Below are 25,311 nucleotides of genomic sequence, written 5' to 3' on the forward strand. Positions count from 1 at the left end.
AGGTGAAGAAATGCACACGAGAGCCTACTTAGCGCTGTGTTTGTCCCTGTTAATCATTTTCACCCCTGCCCTATTTCGCGCCCCTGCTAAGGCCAACGAGCCCCTAAAAGAAGTGAGCCTCGTTATTGACATCGCCAAACGCAACTTAACGATACTAAATAATGGGCAACCCTGGCGGACATACCCCGTGGCCGTGGGCATGGCAGCTACTCCTACCCCCGTCGGTGAATGGGCTATTATACAGAAGGACAGGGACTGGGGTGGCGGCTTTGGCACAAGGTGGCTCAGGATAAATGTGCCCTGGGGCATCTACGGTATTCATGGTACAAATAAGCCAAGTTCAATCGGTGCGGCGGCCAGCGCCGGATGCATACGGCTACAAAACCGCGATATCGAAGAAATCTACCGCCTGGTGCGTGTGGGGACTCGCGTACACATTGTCGGTCCCTTAGCTAAAACAAGGGTGACCTCGCCGCAAAGCATGGGGCAAAGTGGCCAAGATGTGCAGCAACTGCAACTCGCGCTGCGAGAAAGAGGTTTTGCACCGGGTTTTCTCGATGGCCGCTTCGGCGAGGCGACGAGGGCTGCAGTCGCTCATTTGCAGAGGCATTACGGTCTAACCGTCAATGGCCGGGCCGACGACAATGTACTAATCCTCCTCGGGCTAAGGAGGTGAGGACGTAAAATGTTTAAACGTGTAGGGATTTTTATCTTAATTGCGCTACTGATAGGCGCAGGGCTCTACCATAGGCGTCCCCCACGTACGGAGGATTACTTGGTAGACCCCACGGCGAGGCTAGACCCAGCCCTGCATTACCGCATTACCGTGTGGATCGCTCTGCCGGTCATTGCCACTGCGGAGGCTTACCGCAGTGACATTTTGCAGGTATTGGCCGACTTTTCTGCCCTAGAGGGGAGCATCACAGTGGAGACCTTGTTTGTGGCCGACCATCTCCTAAAGGAGCGTTTGGCCGCGGCCCTCACCGCGGGTACTCCACCCGATCTTGTTCTCGACACAGCCGAGGCACAAATCAACTACGGCGAACTTCAGTTGCCCCTCGGACGCTACCTTACCAAGTTAGAAAAAGAAAACTACAGCCCTAGCTCCCTCGCTCAGGCCTCTTTTCGTGGGGCACAGCTGGGTCTGCCTGTGGGTTTTTCGCCACGTGTGTTCCTAGCTAGTACGGGTGTTCTGCAGACTGCGGGATTGTCCTTAGAGAACATAATTTTGCACGGCTGGACTTGGGAGCAGTTTTTGCAGAGCGTAGCTGCCTCGACCTCTAAAGCGAGACCTGGCTTGGTCTTGACTAATGTTGGCACGCCGCTGCTCCAGACTCTCGCCGCCTCCCTAGGGATTCCTTCGCCATGGGACAGCGAAGGACGCTTGAACTGGGGCGAAGAGACCCTGCTAGCCCTCGCGACAATTGGGCATCAGTTGGCGCGGACCCAGAGCGGAGCAGAGCCAAGCAGTGCCACTGAAAATGCCCTGGCCCTCTTTCTAAACGGAAAAGCGGCCCTCATCGGACCGCTGAATCCCCCTTTGACTACCTGGCTGCACCATGAAGCCAGGGCACGAAAATTGACGCTCGCTGTCTTGCCTGTACCCTCTCTGCAAGGCGGGGCCTTTACCGACATGCGGGCCGTAAATCTCATTGCTTTTAGGCAACGCTCACGGCAGAGGCCTGACCATGAACGCATGGTGGCAGAGCTAGCCAAGTACGTAGCCCCCGAGCTAGGGCAAGTGCTTGGGGAGCACCTGTCCTTTATCCCCCCCCACGCCACCTCTACCCCTCGGACTGATATTCCTTGGCAGAGCGAGGGAGAAGCCGCTACCAACATGGCCTTTGCCCTCCGCACGCCCTACCGCCTGGGTGGGGAGGGTGCGGAGAAAATGGCCGATTGGGAAGCAGCACTCGAGCCGCTGTGGCTGTCTCTAATGAAGGGCGAACTAAGCCCCACCGACTTTTCGCAACAGGCCCACTCTGTTTTAGAGCAACTAGGACCCTAGAAAACCAAGAGTGCCCTTAAGTAACCAAGGCCAGAATTCAGCCACAGCCCGAGGTTAGTGTGCAATTCAAACCAGTAGATGGCGAAACCAAAGAGTATGGCTGGGATGGCGGTGATTGTCGTGGCCAGGAGAGCCGAGCGACGATGTAATGCCATAAGAGGAAAGAGGGCGTCGCCATCCTGGGAGATGGCGTTCGCCAAGAGTGCCGCAAAAGGGATAAGCCCGCGAGAATAGAGAGTGACAAACATAATTTGCGGACCACAACCGGGGATAAGCCCGATTAAGCCACCCATGACGATGGACAAGGCCCCGGCAGCAAGGAGGACGCTTGCCAGCAAAGCTTCGCCCGCCGCATAGTCGCCCCTGCCCAGCAAAAGAATGGCCAGCTCATAGACCAAGAATCCGACAAAGACCCATACTACCACGAAGGCAGTCTCCTGTGCGTTATGAATAAAGGTCTCTTTCAGGGAGGTCGCCTTAATTTCTGTCTCCTCATGCGTATCATTGTCTAAGAACTTCTTGCCGAAAACCATGAGAACGAAGGACAACACGGCACCTGTCACTCCGACCAGTAGACCAAAGTTTGGAAAAAAGAGGGCATCCGTATCCACTTGAGCCAGCCCTAGGACCGCCAGCACTAGCCCCACCGACAAAAGACCCCAGAATACAATAAAACCCTGGTGTGTGAGACGGTAGCCGAGCGTTTCCTGAGGTAGATGACCCCTAATTTGGTGATGGAGCACTAGGTCAATGTCATCGCCTTCGCCATGACCGATATGGGGTGCGTGAGCATGTGGCCCCACATGCCGGTGCAATTTCTCCACTTCTTTCTTGGTGAGACGTGAGGCACGGTAGTTACGAAGCAGTTTCTCGCCGAGTGAAGTTCTGTCCACCAAGTAGCCGGTTAAAACAGCCGCACCGAAAGCTAAGGCGCTGACATAAACATATTGCACTGGCATGGTAGCTATCATCACGAAGGCCGAGTCACCGGTGGTGGCCACTAGGGTCGCCACTACCGCACCAAAAGTAACGGTACCCTTGATAAACAAAGGCATGATAAAAATCGAGCCCCCACAGCCAGGGATGAGCCCAAAGAGGGCCCCCAGCACAGGTTGCCACCCCTTTGATCTTTCAATCGTGGCCACAAATGCTCCGCCCTTACGATAATTGATGAAACCAAAAAGCAGAAGCACCGCCCCCACAAAAGCGCCCACGTCAATGAATGCCCCTGCCATACTTTCTAGTACGAGCTGCCATACTGTCTCTATCATCCACTTCCCCCTACATCAATACGTAGTGCCAGCACCCGCATCCTGCTCGCACCCTAGCCAGTAATTCGCGACAACCACTTCTTTTTCCTGCTAGGCCACGGTACTCCCCTGACTTGACACTCGGCATTTGGCAGGGTAGATTGATGTCAAGGGGGAATTTTTGATGGCTACACCAGCATATCGCGTTCGCATAGCGCCGAGTCCCACCGGGGATGCCCATGTGGGGCATGCCCGAACCGCGCTCTATGACTATATTTTAGTCAAGCAAAACGCTGGCACATTTATCTTACGCATCGACGACACCGACACAGCTCGCAACACCGCCAACTCAGAAGCGGGGGTCATTCGCGGGCTACAGTGGCTCGGCCTTGATTGGGACGAAGGCCCCGATAAAGGTGGCGAGCATGGCCCTTACCGACAGAGCGAGCGCTTAAGCACATACCACCATTATGCACAACAATTGCTCACCGAAGGCAAGGCCTACGAGTGTTTCTGTTCGCAAGAGGAGCTCGAGGTCATGCGCATGGCCCAGCAAGAGGCTAAAGAAGACCCCAAGTACAACGGTCAATGCCGCTTACTCAGCGCGGAGCAGAAGAATACCCTTGCCTCTTCTGGGCGCGTACCTACGGTGCGCCTCTTGGTTACGGGCGGCATAGTAGGCTTTGATGACTTGGTGCGGGGGTGGATAGAAACCGACACTTCGCTCATGGGCGACTTCATTATTCTCAAGTCAAATGGTATCCCCGTTTACAATTTTGCCACGGTCATCGACGATCATCTCATGGAAATCAGCCATGTCACGCGCGCTGCCGAGCACATCATTAACACCATCCCCCAGGTGCTGATTTACCAGGCCCTCGGCTGGTCTATGCCCAAATTTGCTCATTTCAGCACCATGCTCAATGAGGATCGCACTAAAATGAGCAAACGCAAAGGGGCGACTTTCATCGGCCAGTATGCGGACATGGGGTACTTACCTGAAGCCATGCTTAATTTCCTGGCTTTCTTGGGCTGGAGCCCGGGAGACTCTGGCGACGAGATTATGACCCTAGACGAGATGATCGCCAAGTTCTCACTAGACAAATGCACCGTTTCTAATGCTATTTTTGATGCCAAGAAACTTGACTGGATAAATGCCAAGTGGATTCGCCGTTTGAGCCCCTTAGATTTAGCCGTACGCATGTTGCCATTTTTGCAGCGCGCCGGCCTCACCGACAACGAAGTCGACATTAACTGGCTCTCACGCCTAGCAGTTCTCGTGCAGGAGCGCATGACCCGCCTAGATGAGGCCCCCGTTATCTCGGCCCTCTTTTTCGTGGAACCTGACCTGCCCTACCAGGAAATTAGGCAGACCTTGGCCGAGGCCGAGGGCAAGAGCATTCTTATGAGCATTCTCGATACTCTCCTTGCCACCACCTGGAACGAGGTCGAAATCGAGAAAGCTCTGCGTGGGCTGCAACCGAGCCTTGGCATCAGCATGAAAACTTACTTCATGACCTTGCGCCTAGCGACCACCGGCAGTACGGTATCGCCCCCGCTCTTTGCCAGTCTTGCCGTCCTGGGCAAGGAACGCGTAATTGCACGGCTCACCCGCACCATCAGCAATATCTAGTGTAATGCATACTAAGACAAAGCCCTCGCCATTATGGCGAGGGCTTACGTTACTAGTTGGCATCGGAACAAACTTCGGTCGGAGTGGGTGTAGCAAAGCTCTGTTGGCGGACGACGGCCTTCGCCTTCCATGCTCCGCCAAGGTACCGGAGGACAGGGACGAAGACAGCAATGCTCCAACCAATGGGGATAGACCACCAAATGCCCCGATAGCCAAGTGCTGTCGTAGTCAGCCAGTAGGCCATGGCGACACGAACCACTAGGCTAGTTAGCGAAGTAAAGAGAGGAATGAAAGCGTCACCTGCGCCGCGCAGTACGCCATTTAGCACCATCAAGGTCCCGAAAACGACGTAGAAGACCGATACAGTACGCATGTAATCGACACCCATGGCGATAACTTCAGTTTCTGCGGCTGAGACAAATACAGTTACTAACTGCGCGCCGACCGTAAATACCAGGATCGTCACCATGAGGGTGCTCACGATCACCATGGCTAGGGTAGCCTTAAGCCCCGCACCGATGCGATCAAAGCGTCCTGCCCCAATGTTTTGGCCAGTGTAAGTAGAGATGGCCATACTAAAGTTCATGATGGGCATCATGGCGAAAGAGTCCATGCGTCCGGCTGCGGCAAAAGCCGCCATGGTGGTGGGGCCGAAACCATTGACCAGAGACTGCACGACGAGCATACCGACCGAGGCAATACCTTGTTGTAGTGAGGAGGGTATGCCAATTTTGACCATAGTGGCAAAAATGTCTCTGTCAAAAGACCATTCGTGTCGCGAAAATTTGAGAAATGGAATGCGGTAAAAGATGTATATCAGGCTAAGCGCCGAGGACAGCCCCTGTGAAATGACGGTTGCCCAGGCCACACCCGGAACACCCCAGCCCAGGTAGACGACAAAGTACACATTCAATACCACATTGACGATGGTAGAAACAATGAGAAAGTAGAGGGGTGTCTTAGAGTCGCCTAGGGCACGCAAGATGCCGGCCAGAGCGTTGTAAACAAACATGAACACGACTCCGCCAAAGAAAATCTGCATGTAGGCAGCAGCATCTGGCAAGATACTCTCTGGCGTGCCTAAGAGAACTAGCAATGGTCTACTCGCGAAAACCCCCACTATGCTCACCACAGCGGCACTAATGACTTGAAAAGTGATTGCTGTCGAAATGGCCCGCCGAGTCTTGGCGTGGTCCTTAGCACCAAAGTACTGTGAAATGACTATGCCAGAGCCCATGCTGAGCCCAAGCACCACAGAGACGAGCAAAAAGATAACAGGAAAGCTCGTGCCGACCGCGGCTAAGGCCTGCGGGCCGATAAAGCGCCCCACGACAATAGCATCGACCATGTTGTAGAACTGCTGAAACAAGTTGCCAATGAACATGGGTATGGAGAAAGACCAGATCAGTTTCGCGGGTGAGCCCTGGGTCATGTCCCTGATCATTGTGTCGAACCACCTTGCCGGTAAAATGTTACGAATAGCATAACACATACCGGCATTTAATTACTATGGTAGTCGAAAAAATAGCGAACAACTACCTGTGCCTAGCTGGCAACAGCCGCCTGCCCGGACAAATGCTGGTCGTGCAGCTGGCGGTAAAGCCCGCCTCGCGCCAAGAGCTCGTTATGGCTGCCCTCTTCTACTACCTTCCCTTCCGCAACCACCACGATTTTATCTGCCTTCTCTACCGTAGATAGGCGATGGGCCACGACAATGACGGTGCGGTCTTCTATCAGGCGACTTAGGGCTTCTTGCACGAGCCCTTCTGATTCAGAATCCAGTGAGGCAGTAGCCTCGTCCAGCAAGAGGATGGGGGCATTTCTGATCACGGCTCGGGCGATGGCTATGCGCTGCCTCTGTCCACCCGATACTTGTGCGCCCTTCTCGCCCACCAGAGTTTCGTACCCCTTCTCTAGCGCCACAATGAAATCATGGGCGTTGGCCACCTTGGCCGCTTGAACCACTTCATCTGGGGTGGCATCTAATTTTCCCATGCGAATATTGTCGGCAACTGTGCCGGAGAAGAGCATTGCGTCTTGGGGAACGTAGCTAACAAGGCTTCTGGCCTCGGATAGAGTCTGCTGCGAGAGCGACTGACCATTTATGAATATGGAGCCAGCCTGAGGCTCATAGAAACCGAGCATCAGCTTGAGCAAGGTCGATTTCCCACCACCACTCGGTCCAACCAAGGCCACCATTTCTCCCTCCCGGGCGGTCAGCGAGACTCCGCTTAACACGCGTTCCTCGCGGTCGTAGCCAAACTCCACGTCCTTGAGACAAAGGGGCTCCCCTGCTATCTCTAGCATGCCTGCGTAGCGCAAAGGCTCCTCTGTCTCCTCCACTAGGGCAACCACCCTTTCTGCCGCGGCGAGTGAAGTTTGAATCCCTGTAAGGTGAGTGCCGATGGCGCTGAAAAATCGTTCAATGCCGTTTTGGGCCTGCGTAACCATAACAATGTCGGGCACACTGATCTCTCCCCTTAGGGCGAGGAACGACCCGACAACTAATAGCCCCATGACGTTTAGAGTCGAGGTAGTAAAGTTGGCTGCTTCCAAGGCGGCGTGCGTTTCTACTCGCGACAAGCCTAAGTGCCGCACTTTCTGACTATGCCCGGCAAACATCTTGTCCATCAACCCATAAAGGGAGAAACCTTTGACCACCTGCACCCCTGCAAATAGGTCTGTCATTACGGTGGTGAGCTTAGCCTGGCTCTCCTGCAGGTCGCGACTGATAGTGCGCAGCTTACGCGCGGCCAGGGTGTTCGCCACTACGCCGAGTATACCCGATAAGACCGCGACGAGACCAAGCCTCATGTCTACACTGAAAATAATGAACCCCGAAGCCAGACAGGTCAGAATTTCAAAGAGAAGTTTACTGGGCATTTCGCCTAGGAGCGCCACGGTGGCATTGACATCATTGGTCATGCGCGAGAGCACGTCACCACTATGATGTGTTTTGAAGTAACTGATGGGCAGGGCATGGAGTTTTTCAAAGATGGTCTGACGCACCTTCGCCGTGACCTCGGCTAATTTGCGTTGCAAGAGCAAGAACCCGGCCAAGAAAACGGTGAGAGAGGCGAGAAAAAGCAGCCCGGAGCGCTGCAAGCTCAGCAGAAGCAGGGCTAGATCGCTGGCAATCATGGCGGCGAAAACGTCGCGCAAGAGGAATACAAACACCAGCTGAATGCCCGTTTCGCCCAGTGCCCGCACCACCACGCCGAAGACAAAGGCGGTAAAGCCGCTATCGGCCAAGCGCAGGACGGTGAGCAAAGGATTGTTCTTCATCTAGACCGCCTCCAATCTGGCCTGGCCGCTCTGCCACTGGCGTTCGTAAAGATCTGCGTAGGTGCCTCCCCTAGCCAGCAGCTCATGGTGCGAGCCCTGCATAACGACACGCCCCTTTTCTAGGACGACAACGCGATCCGCATTGATAATCGTGCTAAGGCGATGCGCCACGACGAGGGTGGTGCGCTTCTTCATAAAGCGCTCCAAGGCCTCTTGCACAAGCGCCTCCGATTGCACGTCGAGAGCTGAAGTAGCTTCGTCTAGTAGCAGCAAGGGTGCATCCTTAAGAATGGCCCGCGCCAGTGCTAGGCGTTGCTTTTGCCCACCGGAGAGGCGACCCCCCAACTCACCTACATCTGTGGCATAGCCCTGCGGAAAACTCATAATAAAGTCATGGGCATGCGCGGCTTTGCTCGCGGCGATTACCTCCTCTTCACTGGCGGTAGGTCGCCCATAGAGAATGTTTTCGCGCACAGAAATGGGGAAGAGAAAGCTGTCCTGGGCCACAATGCTAATTTCTCCGCGCAGGTCTTCTAAAGACCACTGCTCTACATCGAGCCCCCTCACTCTTAGCTCACCGCCGCTCGGCTGGTAAAGCCGTGAGATCAGTCGGAGTAAGGTCGTCTTGCCGGAACCACTCGCTCCCACTAAGGCCACTGTCTCGCCCACCTTCACCGAGAAACTAACACCATCAAGCACCTTTCCTTCGCGCCCATCATAAGTAAAGTCCACCTCGTCAAGTTCGAGGGCAGGCGCAGCGTTTTGTTCCTGCACCATGCCAGTTGTTCTTTCTGTTTTGATCTGCAGTAGCTCGACAATTCTGTCTCCCGCTGCGAGATCGGCCCGAGCCGAAGCGAGTAGCCCTGGCAATCTACTCATGGGCCCCGTCAAGTGGTCCATAAGCTGCACAAAGGCCATCAGTTCACCACCCGTCATAAACCCGCGGATCACAAAGTAGCCGCCTGCGCCAAAACACAGAAAGAAGGATACCAGAGTCAAGAGAAAGGACACCGCGCCCATAGAGAGGCGTCGCCACACCAAGGCCCACTGACACAGCAGCGCCTGCCTGAGGGCCTCGGCAAACTGCTGACTTAAGTGGCCACGAAGGTTAAAGGCCCGCGCTACTTCCATGCCCTGTGTTGACTCTTGTGTCAGCGCACTTGCCACCGCGAGCTTCTCCTGCAACTCTTTGCTTAGTTTACCAATTGGGCCACCTAGGACCGAGGCTACCAGCAAAAGGAGGGGCGTACCGAGCACCACGATGAGCGTCAACTGCCACGAGGTATAGAGCATGTAGGCGAGTGCTAAGATGGCTGCTAGGGGCATGAAGATAATATTGCCTAGAGTGTTCGTCACGAACTCTTGCATGCGGCCCAGGTCATTTGTCAAACGCGAAATGTAGTCCGCTCCATGCTGCTTGGTAAACTCACCCATGGGCACCCGCAGGAGGTGCGCGGTGACTTTCTCCCGCAGGAGAGCTATGCTGTTCTCGGCGAAAGCGCCCGCCGCCCTGATGCGCAGGTAGCGCAGTGATAGTTCGCCGGCAATCACCACGGCAGCAATGCGTAGCCAGTGAAAAATCTCTGTGCCGTCGCTCGCCACAAGGGCGTCAAAGAGCATGCGGATGAGATGGGCGAGAAAGATAGCAAAGGCCACCAACCCTAGGGACGCGAATACGACAAAGACCAGGCGCCCCTTGCCCGGGAGGAGCGGCCATAGCCGAGCAGCCTGTTTGAAGACGGAGGGGGACTTAGCATCCTTAATCATTCTCGAACCCTTCTTTCAGATATTTCACCACATCTGGCGGCCCGCTGATAGATCCGTAGATTTTTGCCGAGACAACTGCCTCCTTAAGCATCTCTAGGGTAGTGTCCTTATCGACAATGAGTGCGCCCACGACAAAGATGCTGAGCTTAGTCGCGGCAGTGGCGTGTCTAGCCACGAGCGCCTTGTCGAGCTTAAAGACACCAATGGCCCATACGCTCCGCACCTCGGGCGTCTCTGTCGAGACACTGAGCATTTTACCGCGCAGAGACTCATCAGAAACCACAGGGTCATGTTCTCTGAGCTGATTACGAATGGCAGTGCGCATAAACTCACTGCGATTACTGTAGAACCCCTGCTCGACTAAGTAATCCATTTTGCCGAGATCGACAATGCTGAGATTAAGCGTGACTTTTTCTTGCTCCACCATGGCCACCTCTTAAAATATACTCTACACACCATCCACATGGAGTATATACTGAATTTATAACACGCGAAAGTAGCCCTGTCAAGCAGGACTTACCGTACCCATGGCTAATACATACGCATGGCGTAAATTACGCCATAGTAAATACTAAGGGGGGCTAGCCGTGAAATTCGATCCTCTCTACTATCCCCATGCGTCACAGCGCGTGGCTACCTATGCCAAACGCGGCATGGTGGCGACGTCACAACCTTTGGCCGCTGAGGCTGGTCTTAATGTCCTGAGGAAGGGTGGCAATGCCATAGATGCCGCTATCGCCACCGCCGCTTGCCTGACCGTCGTGGAGCCAACTTCAAATGGTATCGGCAGCGACGCTTTTGCTATTGTTTGGCATAAAGGGCAGTTGTACGGTCTCAATGCTAGCGGCGGGGCCCCACAGACTATTTCCCTTGAGGCTCTCCGCCGACAAGGCCACACCGAAATGCCCAAATTCGGTTTTGCCCCGGTGACCGTGCCGGGAGCCGTAGCAGGTTGGGCCGCACTATCCGAGAGATTTGGACGCCTGCCCCTCACCGAGGTCTTTGCCGAAGCCATTGAACTGGCAGAGGGCGGTTTCCCCCTTTCACCCACGCTAGGCCACAGCTGGAAAAGAGCCTTGACAGCAGACCGCAAGCAGTTCACAGGCTGCGAGTTTGACCCCTACTTCGCCCTTTTTGCCCCTAATGGCCGACCGCCGGAGATTGGCGAAATGTGGCGCTCTCCGCATCATGCCGCCACTCTCGCCGCCATTGCTGCGACACGGGGCGAGGCCTTCTATCGGGGCGACCTAGCCGAGCGCATGGTCGCTTTCGCCAAAAAACATGGCGGTTTTCTAGAGCGAGGGGACCTAGAGAGCTACCGCGTAGAATGGGTGGAGCCCCTTGCTGCGAACTACCGCGGCTACGATGTATGGCAGCTGCCACCTAATGGGCAAGGGCTTGTCACTCTCTTAGCGCTAAAAATACTCGGAGAATTTGACTTTAATAACGCACCAAGCACGGCGACATACCACAAACAGATTGAAGCAATCAAACTTGCCTTTAGCGTTGGCTTCGCCCACATTACTGACCCCGCCTACATGAAGCTTAGTCCGCAGGACCTCTTGCACGACGATTTCGTGGCCGAGTGCCGTGCCCGTATCAGCGAAAACGCTCACGAACCAGCACCGCTCACCCCACTTGGTGGCGGCACTGTCTACCTGGCCACGGCTGATGGCGAAGGCAACATGGTCAGCCTGATTCAGAGCAACTACATGGGTTTTGGTTCGCGCATCGTCATCCCCGAGACGGGCATTGCCCTGCAGAACCGCGGCAATAGTTTCTCTCTAGACCCCGCCCACATTAACGCCCTAGCCCCCGGCAAGCGCCCCTACCACACCATCATCCCCGGTTTTCTCACCCAACAGGGTCAGGCTATAGGGCCCTTTGGCGTGATGGGCGGCTTTATGCAGCCGCAAGGGCATGTACAGGTACTTATGAATAGCATTGACTTCAACCTGAACCCCCAAGCCGCACTAGACGCCCCGCGCTGGCAGTGGATTAGTGGCACAACAGTGCATGTCGAGCCCAGCTTCCCCAACCACCTAGCCCTCGCTCTACTTCGTCAAGGACATCAGGTAGTGCGCACCCTAGATAGCGGCAGCTTCGGGCGCGGCCAAATCATCTGGCGAAACCCTGCCACAGGCGTCCTTTGCGGCGGCACCGAGAGCCGCGCCGACGGCCACATCGCCTGCTTCTAAAGTCAAAGCGGAACGAAGGTTTGCGCTTTGCACCCTTAGGTGGTTCTACTTTGCTGCCAGCTCTTTACTTCTTCAATTTCTTTGGCGCCGATACACTCTTGGACTAGGCCACATGACGTGCAAATTCTATGCCTAACCCCAACTAAGTTCAGTAAGGACAGATGAATAAAGCGCTCGGCAGGCGTATGCACCCAATTCAAGGCGCCACAGGCATTACACGGGGGGTCCACGATCTGCGTGCGCTCTGGCGCGGTTCCCGCGCCCTCTAAACCAGAAAGAAAACTCCTGTGTACCCAACCCGCTACTCGCCCACGCTCCGCATGCCAGGCCGAAATCTGCACAAAGGGATCGCCGTTAATCAGCACTTCGACTTCCGTGTCTCGCGGCAGCTCGGCCACCACCTCGGCCTTGGGGCTGCCTTCTGTTCTAACCCGCGTCACCACAGCTATAGTCACTAGCTTTTGTCCACTTCCCATCTTACACCACCCGCACTTTCTAACATTTCTTACGCAACACAGCAGAATAAGTTTCGACAAGAAAGAGCAGGTTACCCTGCTCTTTCTCTGCTGCGAAGCCCGTATACCCCAGGGTTAGCTCGCCCTCGGCTTAGTTGTGCGCTTGCCATGTCAGCACCAATGAAGTGTCTGCCAGAGGGACAGCCGATCTGTAGGAAATTCTCGTGTAGCGCAGGAATATACTGGGCACGAGAACGAGCGAGGTGCCTGGTAGCACTGCCGTCAGTAAGCCGTCAGTTACCCAGTCTACGGCATTAGGGCTAATCTCAAGCAGCACTTCCGCCGAGTTGACGCCTCCGATGTTCTGCACAAACCAGGTGTAGGTTGGAACTGTACTCACGTCGCGCTCTGTTCCGCCGACAAAATCCGTTCCGGTAACTACAGTCTGAGTTGCCTCCAGAAACATCGTGGTCACAATGCACTGCACTCTGCCGCTCGCATCAGTCAGTAGCGGCCTGTTGACCGTGCCATCGAACCCATATACTTGAATACTGTCGTTCACATGGCCAAGGTTGCGCACATCGAGACTTACCGCATCAACTGTAATGGCACCGCCGTTATCCTGAATTGCCATGACGCCCGAGGGGTCTACAACTAGGGGCAGGTCGGTGTCGCCTAGGACGCCATGCATCCTTGTGCGCAAACTGGCAGGCGAGTCTTGAAAGACCTTGTAGTTTGGCATTTTCTCTCCTCCTTTGCTTAGGTGTGTAAGGGAAACCCCTTACCACTAACACCCTATTCACGGGTCATTGGGGTGGTGCAAAGGGGTGGACAATTACACCTCTACAAGTACGTCTACATAGACTGTACTGAAAGGCATGATTGTCATGCCTAAATAACACCAAGGAGTGATGTCAATGCCGACCATGTATCTTACCCCTACCGCCGATACCTTTATTTATCAGGGACGCCCCAAGAAAAACTACGCCAGGAGTACTTCGATGTTCGCGGGTCGTGATGAGTCTGGCTACCTCGGTATGTCCCTCTTAAATTTCCCCATTAGCTCTGCGCTGCCGGCAGGGGCCGTAGTTACCAGAGCGGAACTGCGACTTCATGTGCTGCATACTGAAAGGCACGCGCTATCCCAGGTTTATGGCGTTTACAGGATACTGCAAAGATGGAGTGCGACTACTGCTACGTGGAGAAAACAGCCCACCTTTGAGGCCCTGCCCGTAAGCACTTTTGCGCAACCAGAACATGGGCCCCTAGTCATAGACATAACAGGGGCAGTGCAGACTTGAGTTCTAGGCTCGGCGGCTCCACTAGGGGTCATGATTGGGCCTTACAGTGATTTTCCCTATGCCGCCTTTTTTAGAGCGTCCACGGCGAATGCTATCAATTCAGACTTTTGGCCCAGAGTGAAGCTCACCTATTCCGTCCTTACAGTCATCGCCGGCTCCCTGACTCCACAGTTCACAGATGAGAAACACGTATTTACGGTCCCTAGCCTAGACAACACCTACCATGATAAGGATGTCAGCCTGCTCAGTCCAATCAGTATATGGGCAACCAACAATGGCCCAGGGAGTGTAGAACTAAGACTATTCACTTCACCAGACGGCAGCAACTTTGCCCCCGACGGCCCGGTCATCCCGCTTTTCGCCAATGAGACAACAAGCCTAGTCGCAGCTGTGTTCTCGCGCTTCGTGAGAACAACCATAACTAGTGTGGACATCAGGCCGGCTACCATCACACTCCATTACCAAGGTCACATCGGGTAGTAATCCGCACACGACAGAAAAAAGCACTCCCTTGCCAGCAGGCAAGGGAGTGCTGTTACTGCATTTATACCCAAACTGAAAATCGCAGCTACTTAATCTCAAACCGTGCGGTGAAGAAACGGAGAGACGGTGCTTCGTAGGTAAACCTGAGGCCGCGAATGGTGTCACGTTTCTCGTAAAGAGAAATTACGGCATCGGCCACGACGTCCATGTGGGCGTAAGTATAGACACGCCGCGGTATGGTGAGCCTGACTAGCTCTAGCTTGGGGTAGCGATGGTTGCCTAGCTCATCACGCCCGGCAGAGATGATACCCCGCTCCATGCTGCGCACGCCAGACTCTAGGTAGAGGTGAGCGGCGAGCGTCTGCGCCGGAAACTCATCTTGAGCAAGATGCGGCAAAAAGCGTTTAGCATCTAGATAGACTGCATGCCCGCCAATGGGCAGGACAATCGGTATGCCTGCTTCCTTTAGTCGCTCACCCAAGTAACGCACCTGCTCTACCCTGTGTTCAAGGTAGGGGTAGTCTATGGCTTCGTAAATTCCACGGGCCATAGCGGCCATGTCGCGCCCTGCCATGCCGCCATAGGAAGGCATGCCTTCGAAAACGACAACCAGTTCACACGCCTTAACATAGAGATCATGCTCATTTAGGGCCAAAAAGCCACCGATGTTGACCAGACAATCTTTCTTACCGCTCATGGTGCAGCCATCAGCATAGCTCATCATCTCATTGACGATGTCCTTGATGCTCTTGTTGGCGTAGCCTAACTCGCGCCTCTTGATAAAGTAGGCGTTCTCCATGCAGCGGGTGGCATCCTGGAATATTTTAATGCCATGACGGAGCGAGAACTCGCGCACCTCACGCATATTCTGCATGCTGACAGGTTGACCACCCGCTAGATTGACGGTCGTCGCTAAGCAAATGTAGGGTATTTTCGCTGCGCCCACTTCACTTACTAACTTCTCTAGCTTGGCGATGTCAATATTGCCTTTAAAAGGATGGTCAATTTGCGAGTCATGGGCTTCATCAATAACGACATCCACAAATTTGCCACCATTAGCTTCTTGGTGGTAGCGCGTGGTGGTGAAGTACATATTGCCTGGCACATAGTCGCCCGGCTTTATCATGATGCGCGACAAGATGTTCTCGGCGCCGCGACCCTGATGGGTAGGCACCACGTACTTAAAGCCATAAACCTCTTGCACGGCCTTCTCTAGCTGAAAGAAATTCTTACTACCCGCATAGGCTTCATCGCCCTGCATCATGGCTCCCCACTGCGCGTCGCTCATGGCAGTGGTACCGCTGTCGGTGAGCAGATCTATGTAGACCTTCTCCGATTGGATGAGGAAGGTGTTGTACCCAGCGCGGATGATCTCTTCTTCCCTCTCTGCTTGACTGGTCATAGTTACCGGCTCGACGACTTTAATTCTGAATGGTTCGGGGGGATAGTTTCTCATAGTTAGCCTCCTCTGTGCTTAAATACACTTCGTATTCTACCATAAACTCGGGCCGTAGAGGCAAATTATGCGCATCCCAGGCGGAATGTCCCTCACGTTAGGTGCATTAAGACCGCTCGATGGCGCAATGTGCACCAGAAAGCCTCATGTTTCATTTTTGTGGCAATCGCCACAAAGATATGCGCATGCTGTATAATTTGCTTGTGCAGCTTTGTAAACAAAGGAGGGGAACAAGAGTGTTCGAGAAACTAAGCCACGACCGCCTACGCGCCCGCTGTTGCCTGGAGCAACTCAATTTCACGACCACGGAGGAAGTCGCGCCACTAGAAGGACTCATGGGCCAGGATCGCGCCGTGCAATCTCTCGCTTTCGGTTTGCGCATTAAAGACGAAGGATACAATGTCTACATCATGGGCATGACGGGAACGGGACGCAACAGCTACACCGCCTCCATAGTGAAAGAAGTAGCCGAGAAACTGCCCACCCCTGATGATTGGTGTTATGTATATGACTTTAAAAGGCCCGATCAACCCATGGCCCTTTCTTTCAAAGCAGGTGAGGGCACAACCTTTAAAGAATCTATGTCCTCGCTGATTGAAACGCTTAAGAAAGAGCTCCCCAAGGCCTTCGAGGACGATGCCTTTAAGTCCTCTCGCCAAGAAATAATACAAGGGTTTCAAGAGCAGAGCATCACTCTCATGGCGCAAATTGAGCAAGTCGCCAAAGAAAATCAGCTGCTCTTTAAGCCCTCTGGCAAAGGTTACATCACCGTGCCCATCATCGATGGCCAACCCGCCACTGAAGCAGTGGTGGCAGGCCTTGACGCAGGCGCCATGCGCGAGATTACGGAGCGAGTAGCCAAGTTCAGCGCTCGCGCCGAGGACATTTTTGCCGAGATCCGTGCCCGTGAGGAAGAGGCCCAGGAGAAACTACTTAAGCTTGAGCACCAGACTGCTCTAGCGGTGCTAGGGCCGCTAGTACAAGCGCTGCAGAACCTTTTCGGTGGCAATCAGGCGGCACAGGCCTATTTTGAAGACCTACAGAGCGATATCCTAAAACATATCAAGAATTTCTGGCCCGAAGAAGATGCCCCACAGAACCCGCTCGCCAACCTGCAGCAGGGCGTCAAAGAAGCATGGGATATGAAGTACAAAGTCAACTTAGTGGTGGACAATAAGGATACTAAAGGTGCGCCCGTTGTTCGCGAACCACATGCCGCCTACTACAATCTAATGGGTATGATTGAGATGCAGCACAACATGGGTGTCTTGACCACTGACTTTACACGCATCAAGGCGGGAGCAATCCATCGCGCTAATGGCGGTTTTCTGATCTTGGAAGCCGAGGACCTCTTTAGCAATGCGCTATCCTGGAAGGCCCTAAAGCGAGCCCTTAAGCATCGTATAACTCAGATTGAAAATGTGCCTTCTGCTAGCACCGTGATTACCGGCCTCAAACCCGCGGGTATCCCCCTCAATGTGAAAGTGCTCATAATTGGCAGTTACGAGATCTACCGAGTACTCTACCAGTACGAGGAGGACTTCAAGAAGCTCTTTAAGGTCAAAGTTGACTTTGAAACCGAGATGACACGTAAAGACGACTATATCTACAAGATGGCGGCCTTCATCTCGAAACACTGCCAAGTTAAGGGTTTGCGCCATTTCACACGCCATGCGGTGTCTGCAGTTGTCGATTACAGCTCGCGCCTAGCGGACAATCAAGGCAAGTTAAGCACCAGGTTTAACGACATTGTCGAGCTGCTTGCTGAGGCCAACATCTGGGCAGATATCGCCGGCTCCTCGGTCGTTCATGACGAGCATGTGGAGAAAGCCCTTGAACAAAAACGCTATCGTTCCGACAAGTACGAACAGAAAATCCATGAGCTCATCGAGGAGGGTACCTACCTTATCTCTACCGAAGGGCATGAGGTGGGGCAGATTAATGGTCTGGCTGTCTACAATTTAGGAGACTACTCTTTTGGGCGCCCCTCCCGTATCACCGTCAATACTTTCGCCGGCAAGAGCGGCGTCATTAATATCGAGAAAGAAGCCCAGATGAGCGGCCCCTCGCACAACAAAGGGGTGCATATCCTGAGTGGCTACCTCGGCAAGATGTTTGCCCAGAAATTCCCTCTGACTTTGACGGCCACCCTGTGCTTTGAACAATCCTACGACGGCATCGATGGCGACAGCGCCTCGAGCACGGAATTGTACGCTCTACTCTCCAGCCTGTCCGACATCCCCCTTGATCAGGGCATTGCCGTCACCGGCTCCGTTAACCAAAAAGGCGAGATTCAGCCCATCGGAGGGGCCAACGAAAAAATCGAGGGCTTCTTCCGGGTGGCCAAGCGCAAAGGACTGACGGGCAAGCAAGGTGTGCTCATCCCCCATACTAATGTCAAGAATCTCATGCTAGACAGCGAAGTTATCTCCGCCGTGGCCGCAGGCACCTTTCATATCTGGTCGGCTAGCACCATCGAGCAGGGCATTGAACTATTAACGGGAGTCCCTGCGGGGGTGCCTGATGCCGAAGGGGCTTTCCCTGTTGGCACCGTTTTCCACAAAGTGGCCACTCGCTTAGAACGCTACTACCTAGAGTCGCTAAAGGACAGCCCGCGACAAAACTAACTGCCGGCACCCAGAACAGTCCCCTAAGCCCTGTGCTTGGGGACTGTTGCTATGTAATGTACTGACAGCAAGTTGTCAAATGCAGCAGCTTTTCTTCATCGACGATAACCCCAAGCCCTGGCTCCTCTGAAAAAACGACCGTACCTTGGTCATACTTAAAATTGCCTATGTCTTCCGCAAAGTAGCGCGGCCCCACCATTTCGCTCGCCCTAACCACGGCTAGGGCGCGGTGGATATGTGCGCCGGCGAAGCTGGCGATAGAAGACTCCAGCATAGAGCCAATTTGCACCTTAATGCCTGCCGCCTCTGCCAAGGCAGCCATCTTAAGAGCCGGCATAATGCCGCCGCACTTCATGAGCTTGATATTAACCCAGTCCATGCCCCCTTGCTTCGCGATGAATAGCAAGTCGCGCAAGTCACGCACGCCCTCATCAATCATAATCGGCAGGGGTGAATGCTCGCGCACCCTGCGCAGACCCTCGTAGTCATGGTGCTTGACCGGCTGCTCGATGAGTTCGATGTCATAGGGTTCTATGGCGCGAATAGCCTTGAGGGCCATATCCCAACTACCCCAGCCCTGATTGGCATCCACCTTAATGATGGCCTCTGGCCCCAAAAACTCTCGCGCGATAGCCACACGCCTAGTGTCTAGGTCCACTCGGCCGCCTAATTTAAGCTTAAAGTGCTCATAACCCTCACTAACATAGGGCGCTAAGCTTTCTCTGAGTTGTTCTGGTAGCGAAATACCGATGACAGCCGGCGCTTTAACAAGGTTAGTGTCTCCGCCTAGTAGTTCGTAGAGTGGCTGCCCCGCAACCTGGCCTAGGATATCGAACAAGGCGATGTCGATGGCGGCTTTAGCAGCATAGGCGCCATTTATAGCTGCCCCAACCCGCGCATGCCAGGCCTCGATATTACTTGCTTTCTCGCCAATTAAAGCCGGCAAGAGCACCCGAGATAGTGTCGCGTAGACACCATCAATTGTTTCCCCCGTCACACCCTCATCCGGCACACTCTCTCCCCAGCCGACGACGCCCTCATCAGTCGTTAACTTTACGATGACAGAGGGCATAGAAGTCCAAGTGTTGTAGGCAATGACAAAGGGAGTTCGCAGCGGCAAATTAATTCGTCTGATTTCCGCACGGACTATTTTCATGGCTCACCCTCCTCTCCATGTAGAGTCTGTCCTGGCCGGGACCATAGCAGTCACGCTCTAACCTCACCTCAGCAAAACCTAATTTCTGGTAGAGCTTGCGGGCCGGGTTCGTTGGCGCCACAGTGAGAAGCTGTGTCCTCATGCCCAAGGCTACCATCGCTTGCATCAATACCTCAGTCAGCATCTGCCCAATACCTTGCCCATGGAAGGCCGGGATAACGGCCACGGTGAGTAGCCAGCCTAAGGCCGCGTCACTTCCGTCCCTCGCGCCAAGACTGTAGCCAACCACTACCTCGTCACTTACGGCCACGAAGCAGGTCTGCGGATAAAGTAGCGGCGCCATTTTAAGAAAGTAAGGACTATACCCGTCGCCAAGAAAGGCGGCCTCCTCTACCGCGAGCAAGGCTGTGAAATCATCAGGTACAACCTTTCTGATGTGAAGACTCATCGTCTGACCTCCCGCTCTAATAACGCCACCACTTTGGCGTCGATTATGCCTTTATTATATAATATCCCCAAGGGATACGACAGCAAGGAGCTAGAAACCGTCCCCGCTGTTGCTTGCTTCTCGCTTCTCGCCTCTTGCTTCTTTATTTCCTGTTTCTTGTATCCTGCTTCTTGTTTCCTGCTTCTTGTTTCCTGCTTCTTGTATCCTGTTTCTTGTATTGGAGGAATTAAATTGAAGATGACACAACCTGCTTGCGGCTTAGTGTACGACAGGGCCTTTCTCGCGCATAGCCTTGCGCAGCACCCAGAGGGGAAAGAGCGTCTAGAGCATATTCTTGCTGTTTTGCAGGAGTCGGGTCACTTAGCTAGGCTTCCCCGGCTAACGCCGCGCTACGCGACAACGCAAGAAATCGCCACCGTACATACCGCTCCCTATATTCGCTCGGTGGAAGTCGCCTGCCAAAGCGGCGAACACTACCTCGACCCGGACACCTACATCGTGCCCGAGTCATACGAGGTCGCTCTTTTAGCCGCGGGCAGTGCACTGATAGGCCTTGCGGCCATTATGGAGGGCGCGCTGCAAAAGGTTTTTGTCCTCTGCCGTCCCCCAGGTCATCATGCCGAATACGACAGAGCAATGGGCTTCTGCCTTTTCAACAATGTAGCCATTGCTGCCCGCGTCGCCCTAGACAAGTACGGCCTTAAGCGCATCGCCATTATCGATTGGGATGCTCATCATGGCAACGGCACACAGAACACTTTCTATACTGACCCTAGCGTGCTCGTCATTTCTCTCCACCACAGCCCGGGGTATCCCGGTACTGGCCACCTTAACGAAGTAGGCCGCGGACAGGGGCGCGGGTATAACATCAATATCCCTCTGCCTGGGGGCTGCCACGACGCCGACTACGCACTGTTTTTTGACCGCGTCATCATTCCCGTGCTCGATGCCTACCAGCCCGAGTTAATTATTATTTCAGCTGGCCAAGACGCCTACCACAAAGACCCCTTGGGCGGCATGCAAGTAACATGGCAGGGCTTTGACTACATGGCGAGAGCGCTGACACGCGTTGCCAAGCACTGTGCGCAGGGCCGCATGTTGCTCTGCCTTGAAGGCGGCTACCATCTCAACGGGGCAGCACAGGCAGTCCGCTACATTATTGACGCGCTACTGGAGCACCCCGATATGCCGCCAAGTGAGCTGCCACCCGCAATGCTAAATCACGGGTCAAAGGGCCTCTTAGCGCAGGTAATCGCCTTGCAGGGCGAGTACTGGCCGCTTAGCAACACAACTTCCAACTAGCCAATTAGTAGCGCCAACGAGACCTAGCTATGCGAATTGAGGTAGTCAGCCAGAGAGATAAACATCCCTTTCTCTGGCACCGCAAAATAAGGTTGTCGCGTAAAGGTAGTGTACTCAATCCGCCTGAGATAGGCAGACAAGATCCAGATAGACATGAGCAGAGCAATTAAGGCGGATAAAAACAAGCCGAGCCCCAAGTAAGCCGAGCCTAGGGGTATAAATGCGGCGGTCAAAACAAGATTGGCCACGAAGAACACCGCTGCAACCAGTAAGGCCTCTAATCGTGCTTCGAAGTATAGCAGCATGAGGAGCACTACAAGCATTATCGCATTACATATCGCAGCAAGCGCAGTTATGCGAAAGACGTCTACGAGCAGCACCGAAAACCCGAGCGCTACAAATAGGGAATTGGACAGCACCAAGACTGTGAAGGTGATGAGTACTTGTCGTTCCAGCAAGTAGACAATGTGGCGGTAAGCGAGCTGGACCATGACCTGTCTTGCAGCCACTATTTCCGCAAGGCTAGCCCCACCACGTATCGCCTGAAAGTAAGTCTTGAATTTATCGTAAAACTCAGTCTCGACGTATACCAAAAACAGGACAGAAGTCGGAATAATTGTCAAGTAAGCAAGAAATTTAGCATGATCATAATGGAGAGCAAAGCGATAGGTGCCATAGATAAGGCCGCCGTACTCCGAATTCCAGATCAAGATGGTGTCAATCCAAGTGGCCAAGGTGTAAAAGAGCCCTATAAAGAATAGACTGCCCACTTTGTTCAGGTACCTGAGAAAATCAAATTCGTAGTTGTTGCCAAAAGTAAAGATTACCAAGAAGGTACGCACCAGCAGTAACAGAGTTACCGCTAAACCCACCACGTAGGCCAAGAGCATGTTGCTAGCGTAAAGATGCAGAGGAAAGTGAATCGGCTTGGCAAACAACAAGAAACTGAGGGCCACTGTTACCACTCCACCCCATATGAAGGACCGAGCTATTGCAAGGTAGTCTTTGGCCGCACTCATGTATACCATAAGAATCCATGTCAAGGTCAAGATCAGAAATAGTGACGCCGCCATGAAAATATAGTAGCTCGGCAGAGGCGTCCGGAGGTAGAAAATAGCCTGCGCCACAAAGGCCAACGTGAAAACAATCTTGCTGACACCCATGAGAGAAGGCTTAATATAGTCGTACTCCTTATGGAATAATCTGTCTGCTATATAGCGCGTGGCGACAAATTGCCATGGCGCTGTTATAATTTGGCTGAAAATAAAGCTATACACTATGGTGCTCATAAACAATAATCTATCGGAGGGTGCCATAATGTAGCGTTCAGCCACTAGCAAAAGAATGTTGACGACCAGTACAGCCGACAGCCAAGGGCCGGCGGCCACGAGGGAAGAAAAGGCATAGGCCCTAAATCTGTCGCTAAACGTGTCCTTGTAAAACAATCTCTTCAGTGTAAAACCAATTCCAGCCATCTTATATTCCTCCTGCGACCAATTTAACAGTGCAAGGGCATCCTGCAAGAGCAGATCTCTGTCTATATGCCGAAACTCTCGTAAGCTTGTCGGTAACTGTTGATGAATTGTTCTTGATTGTAAAACTGCTCCACCCTTTGCCGCGCGTTACTACCCATCTCTCTCCTTAAGGCATGATCAGTGAGCAGGCGAATGGTTGCTTGAGCCGTATCTTCCGGTGAAACCTGAGGGACTATAATCCCTGCAGGGCCGATGCCTTCACCGGGCCGACCGAGCAAAAGTTCGCTGCAGGAGCCAACATCGGTGGCCACAAAGGGTAGTCCCGCAGCCATGCCCTCGAGCATAACAAGCGGTTGCGCCTCAGAGAGAGAGGTTAGAAGTAGCACATCAAGCCGCGGCAAGTAATCCCTTATGTCGACATGCCCGGTAAAGACTACTCTATCCGTGAGCAACAGTAAATCAACTAGCTGCTTGCATTCCAAGTAGTACGCCAAATCTTCTTCACCGCTGCCAATAATGAATAGTGTTGTGCCGGGGAGCTCGCTACTTATAATTTTGAAGGCGCGGATTAGTGTTTTGACATCTTTGATGGGAACTACACGCAAGACAGCTCCTATATTCTGCCTACTATCCCAGCTAGAGCGCTCAGCAAACCTTGTTGTATCGACTCCATTGGGAATCACCCTCGTCTGAGACGCCGGCGCACCTAGCTCCAACTGAATGTCGCGATTGCGATTAAACAGGGAAATTATCATGTCTGCGCTTTTGTACACCCCAGTGGACATGGCGTAGAAGTAGCTAATCCAGATTTTTTTGAAGTCCGGAGCGACCCAACTTGCGTTAATGATTTCTTCCTCCCGTTCACGCGCATAAATGCCGTGCTCAGTGAGAATTAAAGGCTTGGAGTACTTGAATTTATACACCAGACCCATTAGCCCCGCATAGCCAGTTGAAAGGGCATGATAGGCGTCTGCGCGCGGTCCCTGCTGCTGTATAAGCGTTAGTAGCGGCACATACATGGACACCAAAGACCAAAAGTGCCGATTAAAGTCCTTCGTGGCATGTCCGTCGCTGTAGGTACGAAGTAAGTACTCCCAAAAAAAATCGCTCTTCAGGAACTCGACCGAGGTGCCAACTTTCGCGATGTTTGCCAAAGTAGTAACGGCCAACTCCCAATTTGTATCGCTGCCAAAAGTCAGGAAACCCTCCACAGCCAGCCTCTCTTGGGTTGATAGTCGAATACTACGACCGCGCTTAGTTGGTGAGAGCAGCATGAAGTCTTCGAGAAATAAGGTGGTTAGCTCCGTAACATTACTCGGCGGTCGATACTTAAGCGAGGGGAGTGTTGAGCGGCTAGGCATGATGGAGATAATCTTAAATTTCTTTTCCGGCAAATGTGTCATCAACTGCTGCGTCCAACTGGACAATCCGCCCGTAGTATAGGGGTAGGACCCCTCCAAAATCAAAGCTACTTCCATGTTTTTCCCTCCCCTAGCCAATACTCCACCATCGGCTGGTAGTCCGTAGGCACAGACCAACCCGCCTCCCTAATATTACTGGCGACTTCTGCCACTTGCTTGAAATTGCCCTGCAAGAATTCTAGCCGCATTTGGACGAGCAGGGGAAAGGGTTGCAGAGGAAAGCTCGTAGCGATTTCCGGTAGGATCTGCCGGGCCTCGTCATACTTGGCCTGCTCCACTAAGGTGTTAAGCAGTTTCAGCGCCACCTCATAATTTTGTGGCCATAACTTTTTGCCTTCCCAGAGCAGGGACAAATATTCTTTGGCAAATTCGCGCCTGACTGCTAACGCCATAAGGCCAGAATGAATATAACGGTCATAAGCGTCAATTAGCGGGAGCAGTAATTCAGGGTCTCGCACTGCCTTCTCCTTTAGTCCCTGGATCTCCTTTTCGCAGCCATCGCTAAGAGCCGCCATCATGGCGGCAGCGTAATGACGCACCTCAGGGTCGGAGTCACGGAGAGCCTTGCTTAAAACCGCTACCTGATGGGGCAGATCCTGTTCCTTAGACCCAATAATAAAGTCTTTTTTGCGAGTGGGGCTGGTCAAGTGCATGACATCCTGACCCGTCAAGGTATTAATGTCTGTCTGTACATCGCCAGCACTGAGCGGTCGAAGGCCTTGTGCCAGCTGTAAAGCTTCGATGTATTTCTGGTATTCACGCAATTGCTCGCTCTCGCTAGCTCTGCGTCTGTTCCAGTGCATAGCCCAGCAAAGAAGCAGCGGACCGATGCCCGGCCATAAAAAGGCCATGTAGAGCAGGGCCGAAACGACCGATAGTTTGGCTACCGCGGATAACCACCAAATTATTGCCACCATCGCTCCATTGATGGCGAACAGAAAAAATGGCGATATGCGTTGCCAATATAGAGCCTGGACTAGGGCCGATAAGCTCACCAAAACACATACTGCTGCTACACAGTAATAGATGATTTTCACACAAACCAC

At 53.4% G+C, this 25,311-nt stretch carries 21 protein-coding genes; 8 read left to right on the forward strand and 13 right to left on the reverse strand.

The genetic code is table 11. From position 1 onward, the window contains the following. Positions 1 to 10: 10 nt before the first annotated feature. Together KGZ92_01800 and KGZ92_01805 are read left to right on the forward strand one after the other, a co-directional pair. Positions 11 to 676 carry a L,D-transpeptidase family protein gene (locus KGZ92_01800; GenBank protein ID MBS3888017.1) on the forward strand — a complete coding sequence of 222 codons (666 nt, stop codon included), beginning with the start codon at positions 11 to 13 and terminating at the stop codon, positions 674 to 676. A 9-nt stretch (positions 677 to 685) separates the two neighbouring features. Further along, positions 686 to 2,008, forward strand: coding sequence for an extracellular solute-binding protein (locus tag KGZ92_01805; protein MBS3888018.1), 1,323 nt, complete (start codon positions 686 to 688; stop codon positions 2,006 to 2,008). Here the strand turns inward: KGZ92_01805 and KGZ92_01810 are convergent. Next, positions 2,005 to 3,279: an arsenic efflux protein gene (locus KGZ92_01810; GenBank protein MBS3888019.1), complete on the reverse strand. Its 1,275-nt coding sequence runs from the start codon at positions 3,277 to 3,279 to the stop codon at positions 2,005 to 2,007. The genes KGZ92_01805 and KGZ92_01810 overlap by 4 nt on opposite strands. Positions 3,280 to 3,442: 163 nt before the next feature. On the opposite strand from KGZ92_01810, the gene KGZ92_01815 reads away from it, so the two are divergent. Next, positions 3,443 to 4,891, forward strand: coding sequence for a glutamate--tRNA ligase (locus tag KGZ92_01815; GenBank protein ID MBS3888020.1), 1,449 nt, complete (start codon positions 3,443 to 3,445; stop codon positions 4,889 to 4,891). Positions 4,892 to 4,943: 52 nt separating this feature from the next. Here KGZ92_01815 and KGZ92_01820 read toward each other — a convergent pair whose 3' ends face one another. From KGZ92_01820 to KGZ92_01835, 4 genes are all read right to left on the reverse strand, one after another. Then, on the reverse strand, positions 4,944 to 6,335 hold the full coding sequence (locus KGZ92_01820) for an MATE family efflux transporter (protein ID MBS3888021.1): 1,392 nt from the start codon (positions 6,333 to 6,335) through the stop codon (positions 4,944 to 4,946). 101 nt (positions 6,336 to 6,436) lie between these two features. Further along, complete coding sequence (locus KGZ92_01825; protein MBS3888022.1) at positions 6,437 to 8,176, reverse strand: ABC transporter ATP-binding protein; 1,740 nt, start codon at positions 8,174 to 8,176, stop codon at positions 6,437 to 6,439. After that, the gene (locus KGZ92_01830) at positions 8,177 to 9,943 is read right to left on the reverse strand and encodes an ABC transporter ATP-binding protein (GenBank protein MBS3888023.1); all 1,767 of its coding nucleotides are present in this window, start codon (positions 9,941 to 9,943) and stop codon (positions 8,177 to 8,179) included. Continuing rightward, positions 9,936 to 10,367, reverse strand: coding sequence for a hypothetical protein (locus KGZ92_01835; GenBank protein MBS3888024.1), 432 nt, complete (start codon positions 10,365 to 10,367; stop codon positions 9,936 to 9,938). Before KGZ92_01835 ends, KGZ92_01830 begins: the two co-directional genes overlap by 8 nt. 229 nt (positions 10,368 to 10,596) lie before the next feature. On the opposite strand from KGZ92_01835, the gene KGZ92_01840 reads away from it, so the two are divergent. Continuing rightward, positions 10,597 to 12,141, forward strand: coding sequence for a gamma-glutamyltransferase family protein (locus KGZ92_01840; GenBank protein ID MBS3888025.1), 1,545 nt, complete (start codon positions 10,597 to 10,599; stop codon positions 12,139 to 12,141). 35 nt (positions 12,142 to 12,176) lie between these two features. On the opposite strand, the gene KGZ92_01845 is transcribed toward KGZ92_01840, so the two are convergent. Next, a complete protein-coding gene (locus KGZ92_01845; GenBank protein MBS3888026.1) occupies positions 12,177 to 12,617 on the reverse strand; it encodes an SH3 domain-containing protein in 441 nt (146 codons plus the stop codon). Positions 12,618 to 12,747: 130 nt separating this feature from the next. Continuing rightward, positions 12,748 to 13,338 (reverse strand): hypothetical protein, encoded by a 591-nt coding sequence (locus tag KGZ92_01850; GenBank protein ID MBS3888027.1) that lies wholly within the window; start codon positions 13,336 to 13,338, stop codon positions 12,748 to 12,750. Between the two features lie 175 nt (positions 13,339 to 13,513). Between KGZ92_01850 and KGZ92_01855 the strand changes: the two genes are divergently transcribed. Together KGZ92_01855 and KGZ92_01860 are read left to right on the forward strand one after the other, a co-directional pair. Continuing rightward, the gene (locus KGZ92_01855; protein ID MBS3888028.1) at positions 13,514 to 13,897 is read left to right on the forward strand and encodes a DNRLRE domain-containing protein; all 384 of its coding nucleotides are present in this window, start codon (positions 13,514 to 13,516) and stop codon (positions 13,895 to 13,897) included. Between the two features lie 30 nt (positions 13,898 to 13,927). Then, positions 13,928 to 14,377: a hypothetical protein gene (locus KGZ92_01860; protein ID MBS3888029.1), complete on the forward strand. Its 450-nt coding sequence runs from the start codon at positions 13,928 to 13,930 to the stop codon at positions 14,375 to 14,377. 88 nt (positions 14,378 to 14,465) lie between these two features. On the opposite strand, the gene KGZ92_01865 is transcribed toward KGZ92_01860, so the two are convergent. After that, the gene (locus KGZ92_01865) at positions 14,466 to 15,836 is read right to left on the reverse strand and encodes a tyrosine phenol-lyase (protein MBS3888030.1); all 1,371 of its coding nucleotides are present in this window, start codon (positions 15,834 to 15,836) and stop codon (positions 14,466 to 14,468) included. Between the two features lie 236 nt (positions 15,837 to 16,072). Between KGZ92_01865 and KGZ92_01870 the strand changes: the two genes are divergently transcribed. Continuing rightward, a complete protein-coding gene (locus KGZ92_01870; protein MBS3888031.1) occupies positions 16,073 to 18,463 on the forward strand; it encodes an AAA family ATPase in 2,391 nt (796 codons plus the stop codon). Positions 18,464 to 18,512: 49 nt separating this feature from the next. Here the strand turns inward: KGZ92_01870 and KGZ92_01875 are convergent, their stop codons facing one another. Together KGZ92_01875 and KGZ92_01880 are read right to left on the reverse strand one after the other, a co-directional pair. Next, complete coding sequence (locus tag KGZ92_01875) at positions 18,513 to 19,619, reverse strand: dipeptide epimerase (GenBank protein MBS3888032.1); 1,107 nt, start codon at positions 19,617 to 19,619, stop codon at positions 18,513 to 18,515. After that, the gene (locus KGZ92_01880; protein MBS3888033.1) at positions 19,585 to 20,067 is read right to left on the reverse strand and encodes a GNAT family N-acetyltransferase; all 483 of its coding nucleotides are present in this window, start codon (positions 20,065 to 20,067) and stop codon (positions 19,585 to 19,587) included. Before KGZ92_01880 ends, KGZ92_01875 begins: the two co-directional genes overlap by 35 nt. Positions 20,068 to 20,298: 231 nt before the next feature. Here KGZ92_01880 and KGZ92_01885 point away from each other — a divergent pair, with 231 nt between their 5' ends. Continuing rightward, complete coding sequence (locus KGZ92_01885) at positions 20,299 to 21,369, forward strand: histone deacetylase (protein MBS3888034.1); 1,071 nt, start codon at positions 20,299 to 20,301, stop codon at positions 21,367 to 21,369. Between the two features lie 23 nt (positions 21,370 to 21,392). Here KGZ92_01885 and pelG read toward each other — a convergent pair whose 3' ends face one another. The 3 genes from pelG to KGZ92_01900 form a co-directional block, all read right to left on the reverse strand. Then, on the reverse strand, positions 21,393 to 22,844 hold the full coding sequence (gene pelG / locus KGZ92_01890) for an exopolysaccharide Pel transporter PelG (protein ID MBS3888035.1): 1,452 nt from the start codon (positions 22,842 to 22,844) through the stop codon (positions 21,393 to 21,395). 62 nt (positions 22,845 to 22,906) lie between these two features. After that, entirely contained in the window at positions 22,907 to 24,322 is a 1,416-nt protein-coding gene (gene pelF, locus KGZ92_01895) for a GT4 family glycosyltransferase PelF (GenBank protein MBS3888036.1), read from the reverse strand. Beyond that, positions 24,313 to 25,302: a hypothetical protein gene (locus KGZ92_01900; protein ID MBS3888037.1), complete on the reverse strand. Its 990-nt coding sequence runs from the start codon at positions 25,300 to 25,302 to the stop codon at positions 24,313 to 24,315. The genes pelF and KGZ92_01900 overlap by 10 nt, the downstream gene beginning before the upstream one ends. Positions 25,303 to 25,311: the final 9 nt, after the last annotated feature.

It is taken from the genome of Bacillota bacterium (assembly GCA_018333655.1).
Classification (GTDB): domain Bacteria; phylum Bacillota; class UBA994; order UBA994; family UBA994; genus BS524.

Coding starts and splice junctions, on each gene's coding strand:
- KGZ92_01800 (MBS3888017.1), top strand. CDS start 11: ATGCACACGAGAGCCTACTTAGCGCTGTGTTTGTCCCTGTTAATCATT.
- KGZ92_01805 (MBS3888018.1), top strand. CDS start 686: ATGTTTAAACGTGTAGGGATTTTTATCTTAATTGCGCTACTGATAGGC.
- KGZ92_01810 (MBS3888019.1), bottom strand. CDS start 3,279: ATGATAGAGACAGTATGGCAGCTCGTACTAGAAAGTATGGCAGGGGCA.
- KGZ92_01815 (MBS3888020.1), top strand. CDS start 3,443: ATGGCTACACCAGCATATCGCGTTCGCATAGCGCCGAGTCCCACCGGG.
- KGZ92_01820 (MBS3888021.1), bottom strand. CDS start 6,335: ATGATCAGGGACATGACCCAGGGCTCACCCGCGAAACTGATCTGGTCT.
- KGZ92_01825 (MBS3888022.1), bottom strand. CDS start 8,176: ATGAAGAACAATCCTTTGCTCACCGTCCTGCGCTTGGCCGATAGCGGC.
- KGZ92_01830 (MBS3888023.1), bottom strand. CDS start 9,943: ATGATTAAGGATGCTAAGTCCCCCTCCGTCTTCAAACAGGCTGCTCGG.
- KGZ92_01840 (MBS3888025.1), top strand. CDS start 10,597: ATGGTGGCGACGTCACAACCTTTGGCCGCTGAGGCTGGTCTTAATGTC.
- KGZ92_01845 (MBS3888026.1), bottom strand. CDS start 12,617: ATGGGAAGTGGACAAAAGCTAGTGACTATAGCTGTGGTGACGCGGGTT.
- KGZ92_01850 (MBS3888027.1), bottom strand. CDS start 13,338: ATGCCAAACTACAAGGTCTTTCAAGACTCGCCTGCCAGTTTGCGCACA.
- KGZ92_01855 (MBS3888028.1), top strand. CDS start 13,514: ATGCCGACCATGTATCTTACCCCTACCGCCGATACCTTTATTTATCAG.
- KGZ92_01860 (MBS3888029.1), top strand. CDS start 13,928: ATGATTGGGCCTTACAGTGATTTTCCCTATGCCGCCTTTTTTAGAGCG.
- KGZ92_01865 (MBS3888030.1), bottom strand. CDS start 15,836: ATGAGAAACTATCCCCCCGAACCATTCAGAATTAAAGTCGTCGAGCCG.
- KGZ92_01875 (MBS3888032.1), bottom strand. CDS start 19,619: ATGAAAATAGTCCGTGCGGAAATCAGACGAATTAATTTGCCGCTGCGA.
- KGZ92_01880 (MBS3888033.1), bottom strand. CDS start 20,067: ATGAGTCTTCACATCAGAAAGGTTGTACCTGATGATTTCACAGCCTTG.
- pelG (MBS3888035.1), bottom strand. CDS start 22,844: ATGGCTGGAATTGGTTTTACACTGAAGAGATTGTTTTACAAGGACACG.
- pelF (MBS3888036.1), bottom strand. CDS start 24,322: ATGGAAGTAGCTTTGATTTTGGAGGGGTCCTACCCCTATACTACGGGC.